Source organism: Neorhizobium sp. IRS_2294 (genome assembly GCF_050500145.1).
Taxonomy (GTDB): domain Bacteria; phylum Pseudomonadota; class Alphaproteobacteria; order Rhizobiales; family Rhizobiaceae; genus Neorhizobium; species Neorhizobium soli.
The window spans coordinates 3,518,597-3,533,083 of the sequence record NZ_CP191439.1 but is presented as its reverse complement, the minus strand read 5'-3'; the positions used below and the strand labels follow the sequence as shown (position 1 = coordinate 3,533,083).

The following is a 14,487-nucleotide window of genomic DNA, read 5'->3' as shown; positions in this document are numbered from 1 at the left end:
CAGGTGACAGGATGAACGAAGATCCCTCGAAAAGGCGGCTGGGCCGCGGGCTTGCTGCGCTTATCGGTGAGATGGATCAGCCTGTGCAGGTCAATACACCTGCGAAAAACGTCAATCCGGACCGCATGGTGCCGATCGAGCATGTCTCGCGCAGTCCCAAAAACCCCAGGCGCCATTTCGATGAGGCCGAGCTGCAGGATCTCGCCAGCTCGATCAGGCAGCATGGCATTGTCCAGCCGGTCGTTGTTCGGACAGTCGACGGTCGCCTTGAGATCATTGCCGGTGAGCGGCGGTGGCGTGCAGCGCAACTGGCGGGACTGACTGAGATCCCAGTCATCGTCCGCGACGTAGACGATCGGACCGCACTTGAAATCGCAATCGTTGAAAACGTCCAGCGGTCCGACCTCAATCCGCTCGAAGAGGCACTCGGTTACGAGCAGTTGATTGCCGAACATGGCTATACCCAGAACGATCTGGGTGAAATCATCGGCAAGAGCCGCAGTCATGTCGCAAACAGCCTTCGCCTTCTGAAATTGCCGGACCCGGTTCGCGACATGCTGTCTGCCGGAAGCCTTTCAGCTGGTCACGCGCGTGCCTTGATCACCACGTCTGATCCCTCGTCCCTCGCGCGCACGATCGTGTCCAAAGGCATGTCGGTGCGCGATGCAGAGCGGCTTGCGCAAAACGATATCAAGTCCCAGGGCATGCCCCAGCTTGAAACCAAGTCGGTCGAAAAAGATTCTGATACGCTGGCCTTGGAGCGCACGTTGACCGATGCTCTCGGACTGGATGTGAAGATCAATCACCGCGGGGGCAGCGGCCAGGTTCGGATCAACTACCGCAATCTCGAGCAGCTTGAAGAGGTTTGCCGGTTGCTGGAGCGGCGCGGTTAGCGTCTTCCCAGATCGTCTTCAGCGATATCGCGACGACTGTATCGCGATTGCCATCAGGCTGTGGAAGGCGATGCTGGGCTCGAGACTTTGTCTTTGCCGGGACTGAAGGACGGCCGCCTGCAGGCGCTCGGTTTCGCGGGCAAGTGCCGCCGCGGTCCAGGATCGCAGCGCCTTTTCGATAATCGGCTTGCGCTTGAAATGGATATGGCGGCCGAGCGTCATCATGACCTGTGCGGCCTGCAGCTTCTTGTCGTCCATTTCCGCCCGCATCACATCCAGCAACTGGAACTGTCTGAGGCAGGATTGCAGGATCAGAAAGATCGGCGTCTTGGATACCAACACCTTCTGAAAAGCGCGCTGAAGAGACGCCACGTCCCCGGAGAGAATGGCGTCGACGGCATCGTCCGCGGAGACGCTGCTCGCATCGCCGATGATTTCATCGACGTGATCTTCGGTAACAGTCCCCGCACCGCGACAATAGAGCGCCAGCTTCTTCACTTCGTTGCGGGATGCGATTCGATCGCCGCCGAGAAGCTCCATCAGGCGCTGGCGGGCAGCGCCGCTGATGGTGAGGCCTTCGGCCGACAGTTCGGTATCGATCAGGCCAGCAAGGGCCCGTGCATCGTCCGCATAGCAGGGAATGACGGCGATGGAGCGGACCGGCTCCACCACCTTGCGAAGGCCGCTGCCCTTCTTCAGGTCACCGGCCTCGATGATCAAGATATTGGCGGGAGGCTCATCCTTGGCGAGCGCCTGCATGGCATCCAGCAACGGCTTCTCGTTCATTGCGCCACGGAGCCAGACCAGCTTGGCACCTCCAAAAAGGCCGAGTGAGTTGACCTCATCAAGCAGACGGCCGGGATCGCCCTGGAGATCGGATACATCAAGCTTGAGCATCGCGAATGGGTCGTCCTGCGCGACACCGGTCTTGGCTGCGATCTGCGCAGCCCGCTCGGAAACGAGCCCGCGATCGGGCCCATAGATGACGAAGATCTTGTAGAGGCCGACCGACTTGTCAAGAAACCGGTCGAACTCGTGGGATTTTATTTCTGCCATACGGGAGGCGACTGGGGCTCGCGGGCAAGGGCAATGGCGATTTCACCACGCAGGAACTCGGACGTCTCGCGGGCAGCACGGTTTTCAGCGTCGCGGATTGCGCGCAGTTTTGCAAAGCTCTGTCCCGGGACATCGATCAAGGCGACAACTTCGCGCTTGGCCGATTTCAGGATCTTGCTGTCGCTGATACGGGTCAGCGTATAGGTGACATCCACCTGAACGCGGCCGGCAACAGGGATGTTGCTGACAGACACGGTGTCATCGTCGCTGGTAAGGTCTAGAATGCTCGAGGCGGAGCTCGTGGCCGTCATCTTTACTTCGTAGAGCGGATGCGCGGTCTCGCCTGCACCATGACCGGTGAGGAAGACGAGATTGTTGCGGATCACCTGCTCGATACGGGTCTTCGGATCCGCAAACTCCACGGATGCGAGCTTCTGACCGGTGCCTTCCTGTTCGGAATAGAGAGGCCGTGCCTGGCATCCCGCCAGAAGGGCAAGGCCGGCGATGCCAAGTGCGATGCCAAAGCGGCGGAATGAACGATCAGGCAACAATGTTCACGATCCTCTGTGGGACGACGATGATCTTCTTCGGTGGCTTGCCACCGAGAGCGGCTTTTACCACGTCGAGTGCGAGGGCTGCAGCCTCGACGGCAGTTTGATCCGCGTCGCGCGCGATTGTCAATTCGGCGCGCTTCTTGCCGTTGATCTGGACCGGCATCGTGACGTCATTTTCAACCACGAGAGCCTGGTCGAACTGTGGCCATGCAGTTGTTGATACCATCTCGCCATTGCCGAGCACGGCCCAGCATTCCTCGGCCAGATGCGGCGTCATTGGCGCGACGATCTGGATCAGGATTTCCGAGGCGTTGCGAACAGCGGCACGGTAGGCGGCGTCGCCCTTGCCGGCTGCAACATCGGTCAGCGGCGCTGCAAGCGCGTTGACCAGTTCGTAGATGCGGGCCACGGCCTTGTTGAAGGACAGCTTGTCGAGATCGCCCTGAACGGCCTGCAGCGTCTTGTGGGCCAGCTGCGAGATTGCCAGTCCATCGCCATCCTTAGCCGGAGTCGGATCAACCGTCTTCAGGTTTTCGGCAGCTTCCGAGATCAAGCGCCACAGGCGCTGGGTAAAGCGGTAGGCACCTTCGACACCCGCTTCCGACCAGATCACGTCGCGATCCGGCGGACTATCGGACAGAACGAAGAAGCGGGCCGTATCGGCGCCGTAGGATGCGATGATGTCATCGGGATCGACGACATTCTTTTTCGACTTCGACATTTTTTCGATCGAGCCGATGGTGACGCCGGCGCCGCTTGTCAGCAGCGTCGCGGTACGCTTGCCGTCGATTTCCTCGATACGGATATCGGCGGGGGCGACCCATTCACCGTTTTGGCCGGACTCGCCGAGACGGTAGGTTTCATGCACGACCATGCCTTGCGTGAACAGGCCCTTGAACGGTTCCTTCACGGCCACATGGCCGGTCTCGCGCATGGCACGGGTGAAGAAGCGCGAATAGAGCAGATGCAGGATGGCGTGCTCGATGCCGCCGATATACTGATCGACCGGCAGCCAGTGATCGGCAACGGCCGGGTTTGTCGGCTCGTTCAGCCAAGGGGCTGTGAAGCGTGTGAAATACCAGCTGGAATCGACAAACGTATCCATCGTATCCGTCTCGCGACGGGCATCGTGGCCGCATTTCGGGCAGCTGACATGGCGCCAGGTCGGGTGGCGATCGAGCGGGTTGCCCGGCAGGTCGAAGGTGACGTCGTCGGGCAACTGCACCGGCAGGTCCTTCTTCGGCACCGGCACGACGCCGCAGACTTCGCAATGGATGACAGGGATTGGGCAACCCCAGTAGCGCTGGCGGGAAATACCCCAGTCGCGCAGGCGGAAGTTCACCTTGCGCTCGCCCTGCGGTGCATTGCCCAGCGTCTGTTCGGACAGCTTGTCGGCAATGATCTGAAACGCTTCGTCGGTGCTCTTGCCGTCCAGGAAGCGGGAATTGATCATCACGCCATCGTCGACGAAGGCGGTGTCGCCGATCTCGAACGTCGCGGCATCGCCATCCTCAGGCATCACGACGGCAACGACCGGCAGATCGTATTTGCGGGCGAAATCCAGGTCGCGCTGGTCGCCGGCCGGGCAGCCGAAGATGGCGCCTGTGCCGTATTCCATCAGCACGAAGTTCGCCACATAGACCGGCAGTTCCCAAGAAGGGTCGAGCGGATGCCTTACGCGGACGCCGGTGTCTATGCCCTTTTTCTCGGCCGTTTCCAGCGCAGCAAGGGATGTGCCCTGACGGCGGCATTCCTCGGCGAAGGCTTCGATCTCCGGGTTGTTCGCAGCCGCGGCCTTGGCCAGCGGATGGTCGGCAGCGATTGCCAGGAACGAGGCGCCGAACAGCGTGTCGGGACGGGTCGTATAGACCGTCACGTCCTTGTCGACGCCGGCGGGTGCGGTTTCCGTCACGATTTCCCAGCGCAGGCTCATGCCTTCGGAGCGGCCGATCCAGTTCTTCTGCATCAGCCGGACCTTTTCAGGCCACTGATCCAGGTTATCCAGTTCGTCGAGCAGATCCTGGCTGAAATCGGTGATCTTGAAGAACCACTGCACCAGCTCGCGCTGATCGACCAGAGCGCCGGAACGCCAGCCGCGACCGTCGATCACCTGTTCGTTGGCCAGAACCGTCTGGTCGACCGGATCCCAGTTGACCTTGGATTGCTTGCGGTAGACCAGGCCCTTTTCCATCATGTCGAGGAACAGGTGCTGCTGCTGCTGGTAATATTCCACGTCGCAGGTGGCGAACTCGCGCGACCAGTCCAGCGAAAGGCCCATCGCCTTCAGCTGCTTCTTCATGGATTCGATGTTCTGGTAGGTCCAGGCCTTCGGGTGGGTCTTGTTGTCACGCGCGGCGTTTTCTGCCGGCATGCCGAACGCGTCCCAGCCCATCGGGTGCAGAACGTTGAAGCCGCGGGCGCGCTTGTAGCGGGCGACAACGTCACCCATCGCATAATTGCGCACGTGACCCATGTGAATGCGGCCGGACGGATAGGGGAACATCTCGAGGACGTAATACTTTTCCCGCGGATCGGCATTGTCGGTTTCGAAAACCTTCGCCTCGTTCCAGGTCTGCTGCCAACGGGGCTCGGCATCGCGCGGGTTGTAACGTTCAGTCGCCATCTGGATGATATTCCGGGAAATCAGGATATAGGAGTCGGGCAGACCTTCACCATGAATGGCCGCAAGCGTCAAGTTTTTGAGGCTTGCCGCGTGCCAAACTTTGATGGGACATGCCCTTGGCAGAGCCTCATATGGGCTTTAATCGCTTGCATCACAAGAATAGCGAAAGGTGACGGACAATGAGCGTCGAAGAACGGCTCCAGGAAGTCAGGACAAGGATCGGCAAGGCGGAAGAGACGGCCAATCGCTCCGCGGGCTCTGTCTCGCTCGTCGCTGTCTCCAAGACATTCGATGCCGGTGACATTAGGCCGGTCATCGCGTCGGGCCAGCGTGTGTTCGGCGAAAACCGGGTGCAGGAGAGTCAGGGCAAGTGGCCGGAGCTCAAGGCGGAGACGCCGGGCATCACGCTGCATCTGATCGGTCCGCTGCAATCCAACAAGGCGGCCGATGCGGTGGCTCTGTTCGACGTGATCGAGACGGTGGACCGCGAGAAGATTGCACGAGCCCTGGCAGACGAAATGGCTAAGCAGGGCAAGTCGCCGAAGCTCTATGTGCAGGTGAATACCGGGCTTGAACCGCAAAAGGCAGGCATCGAGCCGAAAGAGACGGTGGCGTTCGTCGCGCTTTGCCGAAACGAACTGGGGCTCGCCGTCGAAGGGCTGATGTGCATTCCGCCGGCGGATGAAAATCCGGGACCGCATTTCGCGCTTCTGGCAAAGCTTGCCAAAGAATGCGGCGTGGAGAAGCTTTCCATGGGCATGTCCGGCGATTTCGAGACGGCGGTGGAATTTGGCGCCACCAGCGTGCGCGTCGGTTCGGCAATCTTCGGCGCGCGCTGAAGTCTAACCCGTTGGTCGGGCTTCCCGCCCGATCGTCCCTCCCCTACACTCGCCCGATCAGGCTATGCGGTTGTGTTGGGAGGTACAGATGCAAAGCCAATATTTCGACGTTTACAGCAGCTGGGAAAACAACCCAGAGGCCTTCTGGAAGTCCGCGTCAGAGGCGATCGACTGGTTCAAAGAACCGGACGCGGTCTTTGATGCCGATGCCGGTGTCTATGGTCGGTGGTTCGTGGGGGGTGAAACCAACACCTGCTACAATTGCCTCGACCGCCATGTCGCAGCTGGGAACGGCGATCGGCTCGCCTTTATCCACGACAGCGCGATGACCGGTGCGCAACGGTCCTTCACCTATGCCGAGGTTCTGGCGGAGGTGAAGGCGATTGCAACTGTCATGCGCGATCTTGGCGTCGGTTACGGTGACCGGGTCGTCATCTACATGCCGATGGTGCCGGAAGCGATCTTCTCGATGCTCGCCTGCGCGCGGATCGGTGCTGTGCATTCCGTGGTGTTCGGCGGTTTCGCGGCACAGGAACTGGCAGCACGTCTCAACGATTCACAGGCGAAACTCGTTATCTCCGCGAGCTGCGGACTGGAGCCCGGTCGGGTCGTCGCCTACAAGCCGTTGCTCGACAAGGCAATCGAGCTCGCAACCGTGAAGCCGGAGCACTGCCTCATCGTGCAGAGGCCGGAATTGCAAGCCCAGCTCAGGCCGGAAAAGGGCGAGCTAGACTTTGCCGATCTGGTCGGCAAGGCGCTTGGGCGGGATATCGAATGCGTGGCGGTCAAATCAACCGATCCGCTCTACATTCTCTACACATCCGGTACGACGGGACAGCCAAAGGGCGTGGTGCGCGACAACGGCGGTTACATGGTGGCGCTCGCCTGGAGTATGCCGAATATTTTCGGGATCAAGCCGGGCGAGGTGTTCTGGACCGCGTCCGATATCGGCTGGGTGGTCGGTCACTCCTATATCGTTTACGCGCCGCTGCTTTCCGGCAATACCAGCGTCATCTTCGAGGGAAAGCCCGTCGGAACACCGGATGCAGGGACCTTCTGGCGCGTCATCGCCGACCATGACGTCAAGGTCTTCTTCACGGCGCCAACGGCGTTCCGCGCTATCCGCCGCGAAGACCCGGACGGCGAACTCATGGCGCATTACGATCTCAAGGGTCTGCGTGCTCTTTTTCTGGCGGGCGAAAGGGCGGATCCGGAAACGCTGAAATGGGCGGAGCAGAAACTGAAAGTGCCGGTGATCGACCACTGGTGGCAGACGGAGACCGGCTGGCCGATCGCCGCCAATCCGATGGGTCTGGGGCTGATGCCGTTCAAGCACGGATCTCCGACGCGACCTATGCCCGGCTACGCCATCGATGTTCTCGACGATGCCGGACTGCCCGTGCCGGCGGGGACGCTCGGCAACCTCGCCATCCGGCTGCCGCTGCCGCCCGGATGCCTGCCGACCTTCTGGAGAGCAGATGAGCGTTTCCGCGAGACCTGTCTCAGCACCTTCCCTGGGTACTATACGACCGCAGATGCAGGCGTGATCGACGAGGACGGCTACGTCTTCGTGATGGCGCGCACGGATGACATCATCAACTGCGCCGGGCATCGCCTTTCGACCGGTTCGATGGAAGAGGTCTGTGCGAAACATCCTGATGTGGCGGAATGCGCCGTGATCGGCATCAGCGATACGGTGAAGGGGCAGATCCCCTGCGGCTTCCTTGTCCTGAAGCACAATGTTTCACGGGAAACGGAGAAGATATCGTCGGAAGTGGCCGAGATGGTGCGGTCCGAGATCGGCCCGGTCGCCGCTTTCAAGACGGTCATGATCGTGCCGAAGCTTCCCAAAACACGCTCGGGCAAAATCCTGCGGGGAACGATGCAGAAGATTGCGGACGGAATGCCCTGGACCATGCCTGCTACTATCGAGGATCCGGGCGCGCTCGACGCGGTGACAGCGGCGCTGACCGCCAAGGGCTATGGAGGGGGCGGGCCGGCTGCGGCGCGCACAGGCGACACGTAGGCGGGCGACTGAGCGTCCAAATAAAAAGCCCCGGGCGCTGGCCCGAGGCTTCCATAAACTTCGTATCGGAAAGATTTCGGCTCAGAAACGGCCGTCGTCTTCCTCGTCGTCTTCCTTGCGGGTCGACTTGAGGGAGGAAAGCTTGGCGAACACGGCGTTCGCATCGATTTCCTTTTCCTTCTCTTCTTCGCGTTCGCTGCGGAAACCGCCGAAGCCGATGTTTTCTGCTTCTGCAGCCGGCTGCAGGGATGCACCGAGTTCGGCAGCGGTGGGCAGCGGACGACCCTTCGAGGCCTTTTCGACTTCAAGGTCGAGATCGATCTGGCTGCAGAGGCCGAGCGTGACCGGGTCCATCGGCGCCAGGTTTGCGGCGTTCCAGTGGGTGCGCTCGCGGATCTGCTCGATGGTCGACTTGGTGGTGCCGACGAGGCGCGAAATCTGCGCGTCCTTCAGTTCCGCGTGATTGCGCACCAGCCAGAGAATGGCGTTGGGGCGATCCTGGCGCTTGGAGACCGGCGTGTAACGCGGGCCGCGGCGCTTGGATTCAGGAACGCGAACTTTCGGCTCGGAAAGCTTGAGCTTGTAGTTGATATCCTTTTCAGCGCGTTCGATCTCGTCGCGGGACAGCTGGCCGGTGGCGATCGGGTCGAGGCCCTTGATACCCTGCGCTGCTTCGCCGTCTGCAATCGCCTTCACCTCAAGCGGGTGAAGTTTGCAGAACTGGGCGATCTGGTCGAACGAAAGCGCGGTGTTGTCGACGAGCCAGACGGCTGTCGCTTTCGGCATGAGCAGTGTTTGAGCCATAGATATAGTTCCTCTGTCCGTCCGCGCCGGTGTCGCGGGCGTGGGTATCAACCACAATTTCCGGGAATTTATTGCCCTATATTCGATTTGCGTCGGAATTGCAAATCGTCCAGCACCTTACCCTTTGTCTAATTGCGGCCCATGTTCCAAGTGTTAGATATGGGTCAAAGCAGGGAGGAGCACATGTCCGAAAAAATTTATCCGGTCGAGAAAGCCACCAAGGCAAAGGCGCTCATCGACAAGGACAAGTATGACAAGTGGTATGAGGAAAGCATCGAAAACCCGGACAAGTTCTGGGGCAAGCATGGCAAGCGGATCGACTGGTTCAAGCCTTTCACCAAGGTGAAAAACACGTCGTTCAAGGGCAAGGTCTCGATCAAGTGGTTCGAGGACGGCCAGACCAACGTTTCCTATAATTGCATCGATCGACACCTGAAGACGCATGGCGAGCGCACTGCGATCATCTGGGAAGGCGACAACCCGTATATCGACAAGAAGATCACCTACAACCAGCTCTACGATCAGGTCTGCCGCATGGCGAACGTGCTGAAGAAGCACGGCGTCAAGAAGGGCGACCGTGTCACGATCTACATGCCGATGATCCCGGAGGCAGCCTATGCGATGCTGGCCTGCGCCCGCATCGGCGCGGTGCATTCCGTCGTGTTCGGCGGATTTTCGCCGGAAGCGCTGGCCGGCCGCATCATCGACTGCCAGTCGACATTCGTGATCACCTGTGACGAGGGCGTGCGCGGCGGCAAACCGGTGCCGCTCAAGGAAAATACCGATACCGCTATCCGCATCGCGGCCAAGCAGTATGTCACGGTCAACAAGGTTCTGGTCGTCCGCCGTACCGGCGGCAAGACGAACTGGGCGCCCGGCCGCGACCTCTGGTATCACCAGGAAATCGCCACCGTCAAAGAGCATTGCGAACCGGTGAAGATGAAGGCGGAAGACCCGCTTTTCATCCTCTACACGTCCGGTTCCACCGGCAAGCCGAAAGGCGTTCTGCACACGACCGGCGGCTATCTCGTCTATGCGGCCATGACGCATGAATACACGTTCGATTACCATGATGGGGATATCTACTGGTGCACGGCCGATGTGGGCTGGGTGACCGGGCATTCCTATCTCGTCTATGGACCGCTCGCGAACTGCGCGACAACGCTGATGTTCGAAGGCGTGCCGAATTTCCCCGATCAGGGCCGGTTCTGGGAAATTGTCGACAAGCACAAGGTCAACATCTTCTACACAGCGCCGACCGCCATCCGTTCGCTGATGGGGGCCGGCGACGAGTTCGTGACGCGGTCGTCGCGGGCCAGCCTGCGGTTACTCGGAACGGTCGGCGAGCCGATCAATCCGGAGGCCTGGAACTGGTATCACGAGGTGGTCGGCAACAAGCGCTGCCCGATCGTCGATACCTGGTGGCAGACGGAAACCGGCGGCCACATGATCACGCCGCTGCCGGGTGCCACAGCGCTCAAGCCGGGTTCGGCGACGAAACCCTTCTTCGGCGTGCAGCCGCAGCTGGTGGACAATGAAGGCAATGTTCTCGAAGGGGCTGCCGACGGCAATCTCTGCATCATCGACAGCTGGCCGGGCCAGATGCGCACGCTCTACGGCGATCACGACCGCTTCGTCGAGGCCTACTTCACCACCTACAAGGGCAAGTACTTCACCGGCGACGGCTGCCGGCGTGACGAGGACGGCTATTACTGGATCACGGGCCGCGTCGACGACGTGCTTAACGTCTCCGGCCATCGTCTCGGTACGGCGGAAGTGGAATCGGCGCTGGTGTCGCACAATCTCGTGTCGGAGGCTGCCGTGGTCGGCTATCCGCACAACATCAAGGGCCAGGGCATCTATTGCTACGTGACGCTGATGGCGGGCAACGAGGGGACGGAGGAGCTTCGCCAGCAGCTGGTCAAGCATGTGCGCCAGGAGATCGGCCCGATAGCGGCACCCGACAAAATCCAGTTCTCGCCCGGCCTGCCCAAGACCCGATCCGGCAAGATCATGCGACGCATTCTGCGCAAGATTGCCGAGGATGATTTCGGTGCACTGGGAGATACGTCGACACTCGCCGATCCAGGCGTTGTGGACGATCTGATTGCCAACCGCCAGAACAGGGCGGACTGATCCGATAACCCAGGTGGGATGTCAGCGTAGCCGGCATCCCACCTGGGACTGGATTTCTTGAACGTCTCTCAGCGAATGGCAGACGGTTTCGCACGGAATGCCGTCGCGATCCGCATCCGCCCGGCTATACCCCTCGCACCAGAGGATGACGGCCTCCTCGCAGCTTGAAACGTCCTTGCAGGTTTTCGCCTGCGCTGCTCCGGCAAGCAAAACCATCGCAACCAGTATTACAAATCTCTTCATTTCCACCCCCGCATGCGAGGGTATATGTGCGTATTCTCTAACTCAAGCGGCCAATACAGGCTCAGTCACCACAGACCGGCACCATTTTCCGCCCGCCGTCATAGGGTTGAACCAGTCCAGCGAGAAGCAGGTCCGAGCCAGCGCTGCGGCCATCGGGCAGCACGACGTCAGCGACGATGCGGCCGAAATATTTGTCTCCGGTAATGTTGACGAGCTCGATCGTCGCGGACGCTTTTGTCAGTGTCTCCAGGGCCTGCCGCGCGTCGCCGCCGGCTTGCTGGACGGAATGGCACTTCGACTTGAGCTCCGGTGCATCGATGCCCCTGATGCGGACATAGACTTCAACCCGCTGCTGCGGCCAAGGCCGCGCCTCGACCAGGATCGTATCGCCATCGATGACGCGTAGGATCTCGGCAGCAACAGGTCCCGAGATTTCTTCGCGCGCGCTCGCCTCAGCCGCAGGGGCTCCAAAGAGAACAGCAATGAGCGCGAGATATCTGACCATGAAAGGAATAAATTCCGATCATTGGTTGAAGTCAATAGGAATATTTGCTTACGGTTTTACCGCTCAGAAATCGATGGCGCGGCCGTTGATTTCCCAGTCGCCGAAGCGGGCGGGATCGGCGCCGCCGCGGCCGCCGAATTCTTCCGGGGTGTCCGTCTTTGCGGCTGCCTGCCGGCGCTCCTCGGCTTCCTTCAGCGCGCGCTGGGCAGCCGGCGAGAGCGGTTTGCTTAACGCTGCGGTCTCGATCTGCGTTTCGCTATTGTCGTTGTCGGGCGTCTGCATTTCATTCACCGGATGGTTTATTGAAAGTCTGAGCGAATTCACCACATTATAGGGCGTTCTGAAGATTTCGAAAACCCTTACACGGGTTGAATTGGCAACGGGAGATATGACGATGAATGTGATGCGCACCGCCATGCTTCTGGCCTTCATGACGGCGTTGTTCATGGGCATAGGCTTCCTGATCGGCGGCAAGGGCGGGATGATGATCGCGCTGGTGATCGCGGCCGGCATGAACCTGTTTTCCTACTGGAACTCCGACAAGATGGTGCTGTCTGCCTATCATGCGCAGGAGGTCGATGCCCGTTCGGCGCCGGAATTTTACCTAATGGTGCAGTCACTTGCTGCCAATGCGGGCCTGCCGATGCCGAAAGTCTATATCTACGACAACCCGCAGCCGAATGCGTTTGCGACCGGCCGCAATCCGGAAAATGCTGCCGTTGCCGCTTCGACCGGTCTGTTGCAAAGCCTGACCCATGACGAAGTGGCCGGTGTCATGGCGCATGAGCTGGCGCATGTGCAAAACCGCGACACGCTGATCATGACGATCACAGCGACGCTCGCCGGCGCGATTTCCATGCTGGGCAATTTTGCGTTTCTGTTCGGCGGAAATCGCGGAAACAACAGCAATCCGTTCGGTTTTATCGGCGTGATTGTTGCCATGGTCGTTGCGCCCTTTGCGGCAATGCTGGTGCAGATGGCGATCAGCAGGACCCGCGAATATTCGGCCGACCGTCGCGGCGCCGAGATCTGCGGCAAGCCGCTGGCGCTGGCTTCCGCACTCTCCAAGATCGCCGGCACGGCGCGGCAGGTTCCGAATTACGAGGCGGAGCGCAACCCTGCGACGGCGCATATGTTCATCATCAACCCGCTTTCGGGCGAGCGGATGGATAACCTGTTCTCGACCCATCCGAATACGGACAACCGGATCGCAGCACTTCAGCAGATGGCTGGTGAGTTCCGGGGGGACATCGGCGGCGGTGGCTCGACGGGGCAGTCTTCGGCTGCTAGACCGCAGCGAAGCGCGCGCTCCGTTCCGAATTCCGGCTCCGACAGCCGGTGGGGCCGCAGTTCGAACGAACCGCCCAAGGGTCCATGGTCTTGAACGACAAGAAAAACAACAAGCCTTCCAGATCAACTGGCGCGCGGGAAAACCCGACATCCCATGCGCCAGGCTCTCGCCCAGACGCCGGACCGGCAAAGCCGGGGCTCGAAGTCCGCGTGACAGCGGCCAAGCTTTTGTCGGCGGCCATCGACAAGAAGATTTCGCTCGATGGCATGCTCGACCTGTCCCACGGCAACCCGGCCTACAAGGCATTGGGCGATGCTGACCGGGCCCTGACGCGCGCCATCCTGACCACCGCCCTTCGCCATCTGACCCGGCTCGAAGCGGCGATTTCGTCCATGATCGATACGCCGCTGCCGCACGGGGCAAAATCCCTGCATCATGTTCTGGTGGTTGCGGCCGCGCAGATCCTCCATCTCGACGTCCCCTCGCATGCGGCGGTCGACTTGGCCGTCGAGCAGGCCAATCGCGATCCTCGCAACCGTCGCTTTGCCAAGCTGGTGAATGCCGTTCTGCGCCGCATGGTGCGCGAAAAGGAAGAGATCCTCGCGGCCACCGCTTCGGTGTCGCCGGTACCGGATTGGTTCCGCAAGCGTCTGGTTGCCGCCTACGGCGAGACCGAGGCCGACAAGATTGCCGAAGCGCAGCTGACGCCGGCCGCCATCGATCTGACGGTAAAGAGCGATGCCAAGGGCTGGGCGGAAAAGCTCGGCGGCAAGCTTCTGCCAACAGGCAGCATCCGCCTGCAGGTTTTCCAGGGATCGGTGACGGCTCTCGAGGGCTTCGAGGACGGTGAATGGTGGGTGCAGGACGTTGCCGCATCCATTCCGGCACAGTTGTTCGGTGACCTCACGGGCAAGCGCATCGCGGATCTCTGTGCGGCGCCTGGCGGCAAGACGGCGCAGCTGGTCGTTGCCGGCGCGCACGTGATTGCCGTCGAGCAATCCGCCAACCGTCTGGCGCGGCTGAAGGAAAACCTGGCGCGGCTCGGTCTCGAAGCGGAGCTTTCGAGCGGCGATCTGTTCGAATTCAAGCCGGACGAGTTGCTCGATGGCGTGCTGCTCGATGCACCCTGCTCGTCCACCGGCACCACCCGCCGCCATCCCGATGTGCTCTGGACCAAGGGACCCGAGGATATCGGCAAGCTTGCCGTACTGCAGGAGCGTATGCTGCGGCATGCGGTGACGCTGGTAAAACCGGGCGGGCTCATCGTGTTTTCGAACTGCTCGCTTGATCCGCTAGAGGGCGAAAAGCTGGTGGCGAAGGTTCTGGCGGATACGCCGACACTGGAACGCCAGCCGTTCAGGGCCAGCGATTGGCCGGGTCTGGAATCCGCGATTTCAGATCTCGGTGAATTCCGCACCACGCCGGCCATGCTGCCGGGGGATGAGACCTTTGCCGGTGGCATGGATGGCTTCTTCGCGAGCGTGCTCCGCGTCAGGTAAGTCTTTATTCACTATAAC

13 protein-coding genes are annotated in these 14,487 nt (G+C 60.6%); 6 read left to right on the top strand and 7 right to left on the bottom strand.

Translation table 11 applies throughout. The features are described from left to right. Window positions 1-11: 11 nt before the first annotated feature. Window positions 12-893: a ParB/RepB/Spo0J family partition protein gene (locus ACQY1K_RS17005; RefSeq protein ID WP_062462870.1), complete on the top strand. Its 882-nt coding sequence runs from the start codon at window positions 12-14 to the stop codon at window positions 891-893. An 18-nt stretch (window positions 894-911) separates the two neighbouring features. Here the strand turns inward: ACQY1K_RS17005 and holA are convergent, their stop codons facing one another. From holA to leuS, 3 genes are read right to left on the bottom strand one after another with little or no spacing between them, the layout of a single operon-like run. Beyond that, window positions 912-1,949 (bottom strand): DNA polymerase III subunit delta, encoded by a 1,038-nt coding sequence (holA, locus tag ACQY1K_RS17000; protein WP_430257940.1) that lies wholly within the window; start codon window positions 1,947-1,949, stop codon window positions 912-914. After that, window positions 1,937-2,497 (bottom strand): hypothetical protein, encoded by a 561-nt coding sequence (locus tag ACQY1K_RS16995; RefSeq protein ID WP_430257939.1) that lies wholly within the window; start codon window positions 2,495-2,497, stop codon window positions 1,937-1,939. Before ACQY1K_RS16995 ends, holA begins: the two co-directional genes overlap by 13 nt. Continuing rightward, on the bottom strand, window positions 2,490-5,126 hold the full coding sequence (gene leuS, locus ACQY1K_RS16990; RefSeq protein WP_430257938.1) for a leucine--tRNA ligase: 2,637 nt from the start codon (window positions 5,124-5,126) through the stop codon (window positions 2,490-2,492). Before leuS ends, ACQY1K_RS16995 begins: the two co-directional genes overlap by 8 nt. A 179-nt stretch (window positions 5,127-5,305) precedes the next feature. Between leuS and ACQY1K_RS16985 the strand changes: the two genes are divergently transcribed. After that, window positions 5,306-5,965: a YggS family pyridoxal phosphate-dependent enzyme gene (locus ACQY1K_RS16985; RefSeq protein WP_113109974.1), complete on the top strand. Its 660-nt coding sequence runs from the start codon at window positions 5,306-5,308 to the stop codon at window positions 5,963-5,965. An 88-nt stretch (window positions 5,966-6,053) separates the two neighbouring features. After that, window positions 6,054-7,991, top strand: coding sequence for a propionyl-CoA synthetase (locus tag ACQY1K_RS16980; protein ID WP_430257937.1), 1,938 nt, complete (start codon window positions 6,054-6,056; stop codon window positions 7,989-7,991). An 81-nt stretch (window positions 7,992-8,072) separates the two neighbouring features. On the opposite strand, the gene ACQY1K_RS16975 is transcribed toward ACQY1K_RS16980, so the two are convergent. Then, complete coding sequence (locus ACQY1K_RS16975; protein ID WP_430257936.1) at window positions 8,073-8,795, bottom strand: DUF1013 domain-containing protein; 723 nt, start codon at window positions 8,793-8,795, stop codon at window positions 8,073-8,075. A gap of 183 nt (window positions 8,796-8,978) precedes the next feature. On the opposite strand from ACQY1K_RS16975, the gene acs reads away from it, so the two are divergent. Next, window positions 8,979-10,931 carry an acetate--CoA ligase gene (acs, locus tag ACQY1K_RS16970; protein WP_062462853.1) on the top strand — a complete coding sequence of 651 codons (1,953 nt, stop codon included), beginning with the start codon at window positions 8,979-8,981 and terminating at the stop codon, window positions 10,929-10,931. A gap of 21 nt (window positions 10,932-10,952) precedes the next feature. Here the strand turns inward: acs and ACQY1K_RS16965 are convergent, their stop codons facing one another. From ACQY1K_RS16965 to ACQY1K_RS16955, 3 genes are all read right to left on the bottom strand, one after another. Next, window positions 10,953-11,174 carry an excalibur calcium-binding domain-containing protein gene (locus ACQY1K_RS16965; protein ID WP_430250754.1) on the bottom strand — a complete coding sequence of 74 codons (222 nt, stop codon included), beginning with the start codon at window positions 11,172-11,174 and terminating at the stop codon, window positions 10,953-10,955. A 61-nt stretch (window positions 11,175-11,235) separates the two neighbouring features. After that, window positions 11,236-11,679, bottom strand: coding sequence for a thermonuclease family protein (locus ACQY1K_RS16960; RefSeq protein ID WP_430257935.1), 444 nt, complete (start codon window positions 11,677-11,679; stop codon window positions 11,236-11,238). Window positions 11,680-11,742: 63 nt separating this feature from the next. Next, entirely contained in the window at window positions 11,743-11,961 is a 219-nt protein-coding gene (locus ACQY1K_RS16955; protein ID WP_430257934.1) for a DUF1674 domain-containing protein, read from the bottom strand. Window positions 11,962-12,073: 112 nt separating this feature from the next. Between ACQY1K_RS16955 and htpX the strand changes: the two genes are divergently transcribed. Both htpX and ACQY1K_RS16945 read left to right on the top strand, forming a co-directional pair. Then, complete coding sequence (htpX, locus tag ACQY1K_RS16950; protein ID WP_113110011.1) at window positions 12,074-13,063, top strand: zinc metalloprotease HtpX; 990 nt, start codon at window positions 12,074-12,076, stop codon at window positions 13,061-13,063. Then, complete coding sequence (locus ACQY1K_RS16945; protein WP_430257933.1) at window positions 13,054-14,469, top strand: RsmB/NOP family class I SAM-dependent RNA methyltransferase; 1,416 nt, start codon at window positions 13,054-13,056, stop codon at window positions 14,467-14,469. The genes htpX and ACQY1K_RS16945 overlap by 10 nt, the downstream gene beginning before the upstream one ends. The last annotated feature ends 18 nt before the right edge of the window (window positions 14,470-14,487 follow it).

Coding starts and splice junctions, on each gene's coding strand:
- ACQY1K_RS17005 (WP_062462870.1), top strand. CDS start 12: ATGAACGAAGATCCCTCGAAAAGGCGGCTGGGCCGCGGGCTTGCTGCG.
- holA (WP_430257940.1), bottom strand. CDS start 1,949: ATGGCAGAAATAAAATCCCACGAGTTCGACCGGTTTCTTGACAAGTCG.
- leuS (WP_430257938.1), bottom strand. CDS start 5,126: ATGGCGACTGAACGTTACAACCCGCGCGATGCCGAGCCCCGTTGGCAG.
- ACQY1K_RS16985 (WP_113109974.1), top strand. CDS start 5,306: ATGAGCGTCGAAGAACGGCTCCAGGAAGTCAGGACAAGGATCGGCAAG.
- ACQY1K_RS16980 (WP_430257937.1), top strand. CDS start 6,054: ATGCAAAGCCAATATTTCGACGTTTACAGCAGCTGGGAAAACAACCCA.
- ACQY1K_RS16975 (WP_430257936.1), bottom strand. CDS start 8,795: ATGGCTCAAACACTGCTCATGCCGAAAGCGACAGCCGTCTGGCTCGTC.
- acs (WP_062462853.1), top strand. CDS start 8,979: ATGTCCGAAAAAATTTATCCGGTCGAGAAAGCCACCAAGGCAAAGGCG.
- ACQY1K_RS16965 (WP_430250754.1), bottom strand. CDS start 11,174: ATGAAGAGATTTGTAATACTGGTTGCGATGGTTTTGCTTGCCGGAGCA.
- ACQY1K_RS16960 (WP_430257935.1), bottom strand. CDS start 11,679: ATGGTCAGATATCTCGCGCTCATTGCTGTTCTCTTTGGAGCCCCTGCG.
- ACQY1K_RS16955 (WP_430257934.1), bottom strand. CDS start 11,961: ATGCAGACGCCCGACAACGACAATAGCGAAACGCAGATCGAGACCGCA.
- htpX (WP_113110011.1), top strand. CDS start 12,074: ATGAATGTGATGCGCACCGCCATGCTTCTGGCCTTCATGACGGCGTTG.
- ACQY1K_RS16945 (WP_430257933.1), top strand. CDS start 13,054: ATGGTCTTGAACGACAAGAAAAACAACAAGCCTTCCAGATCAACTGGC.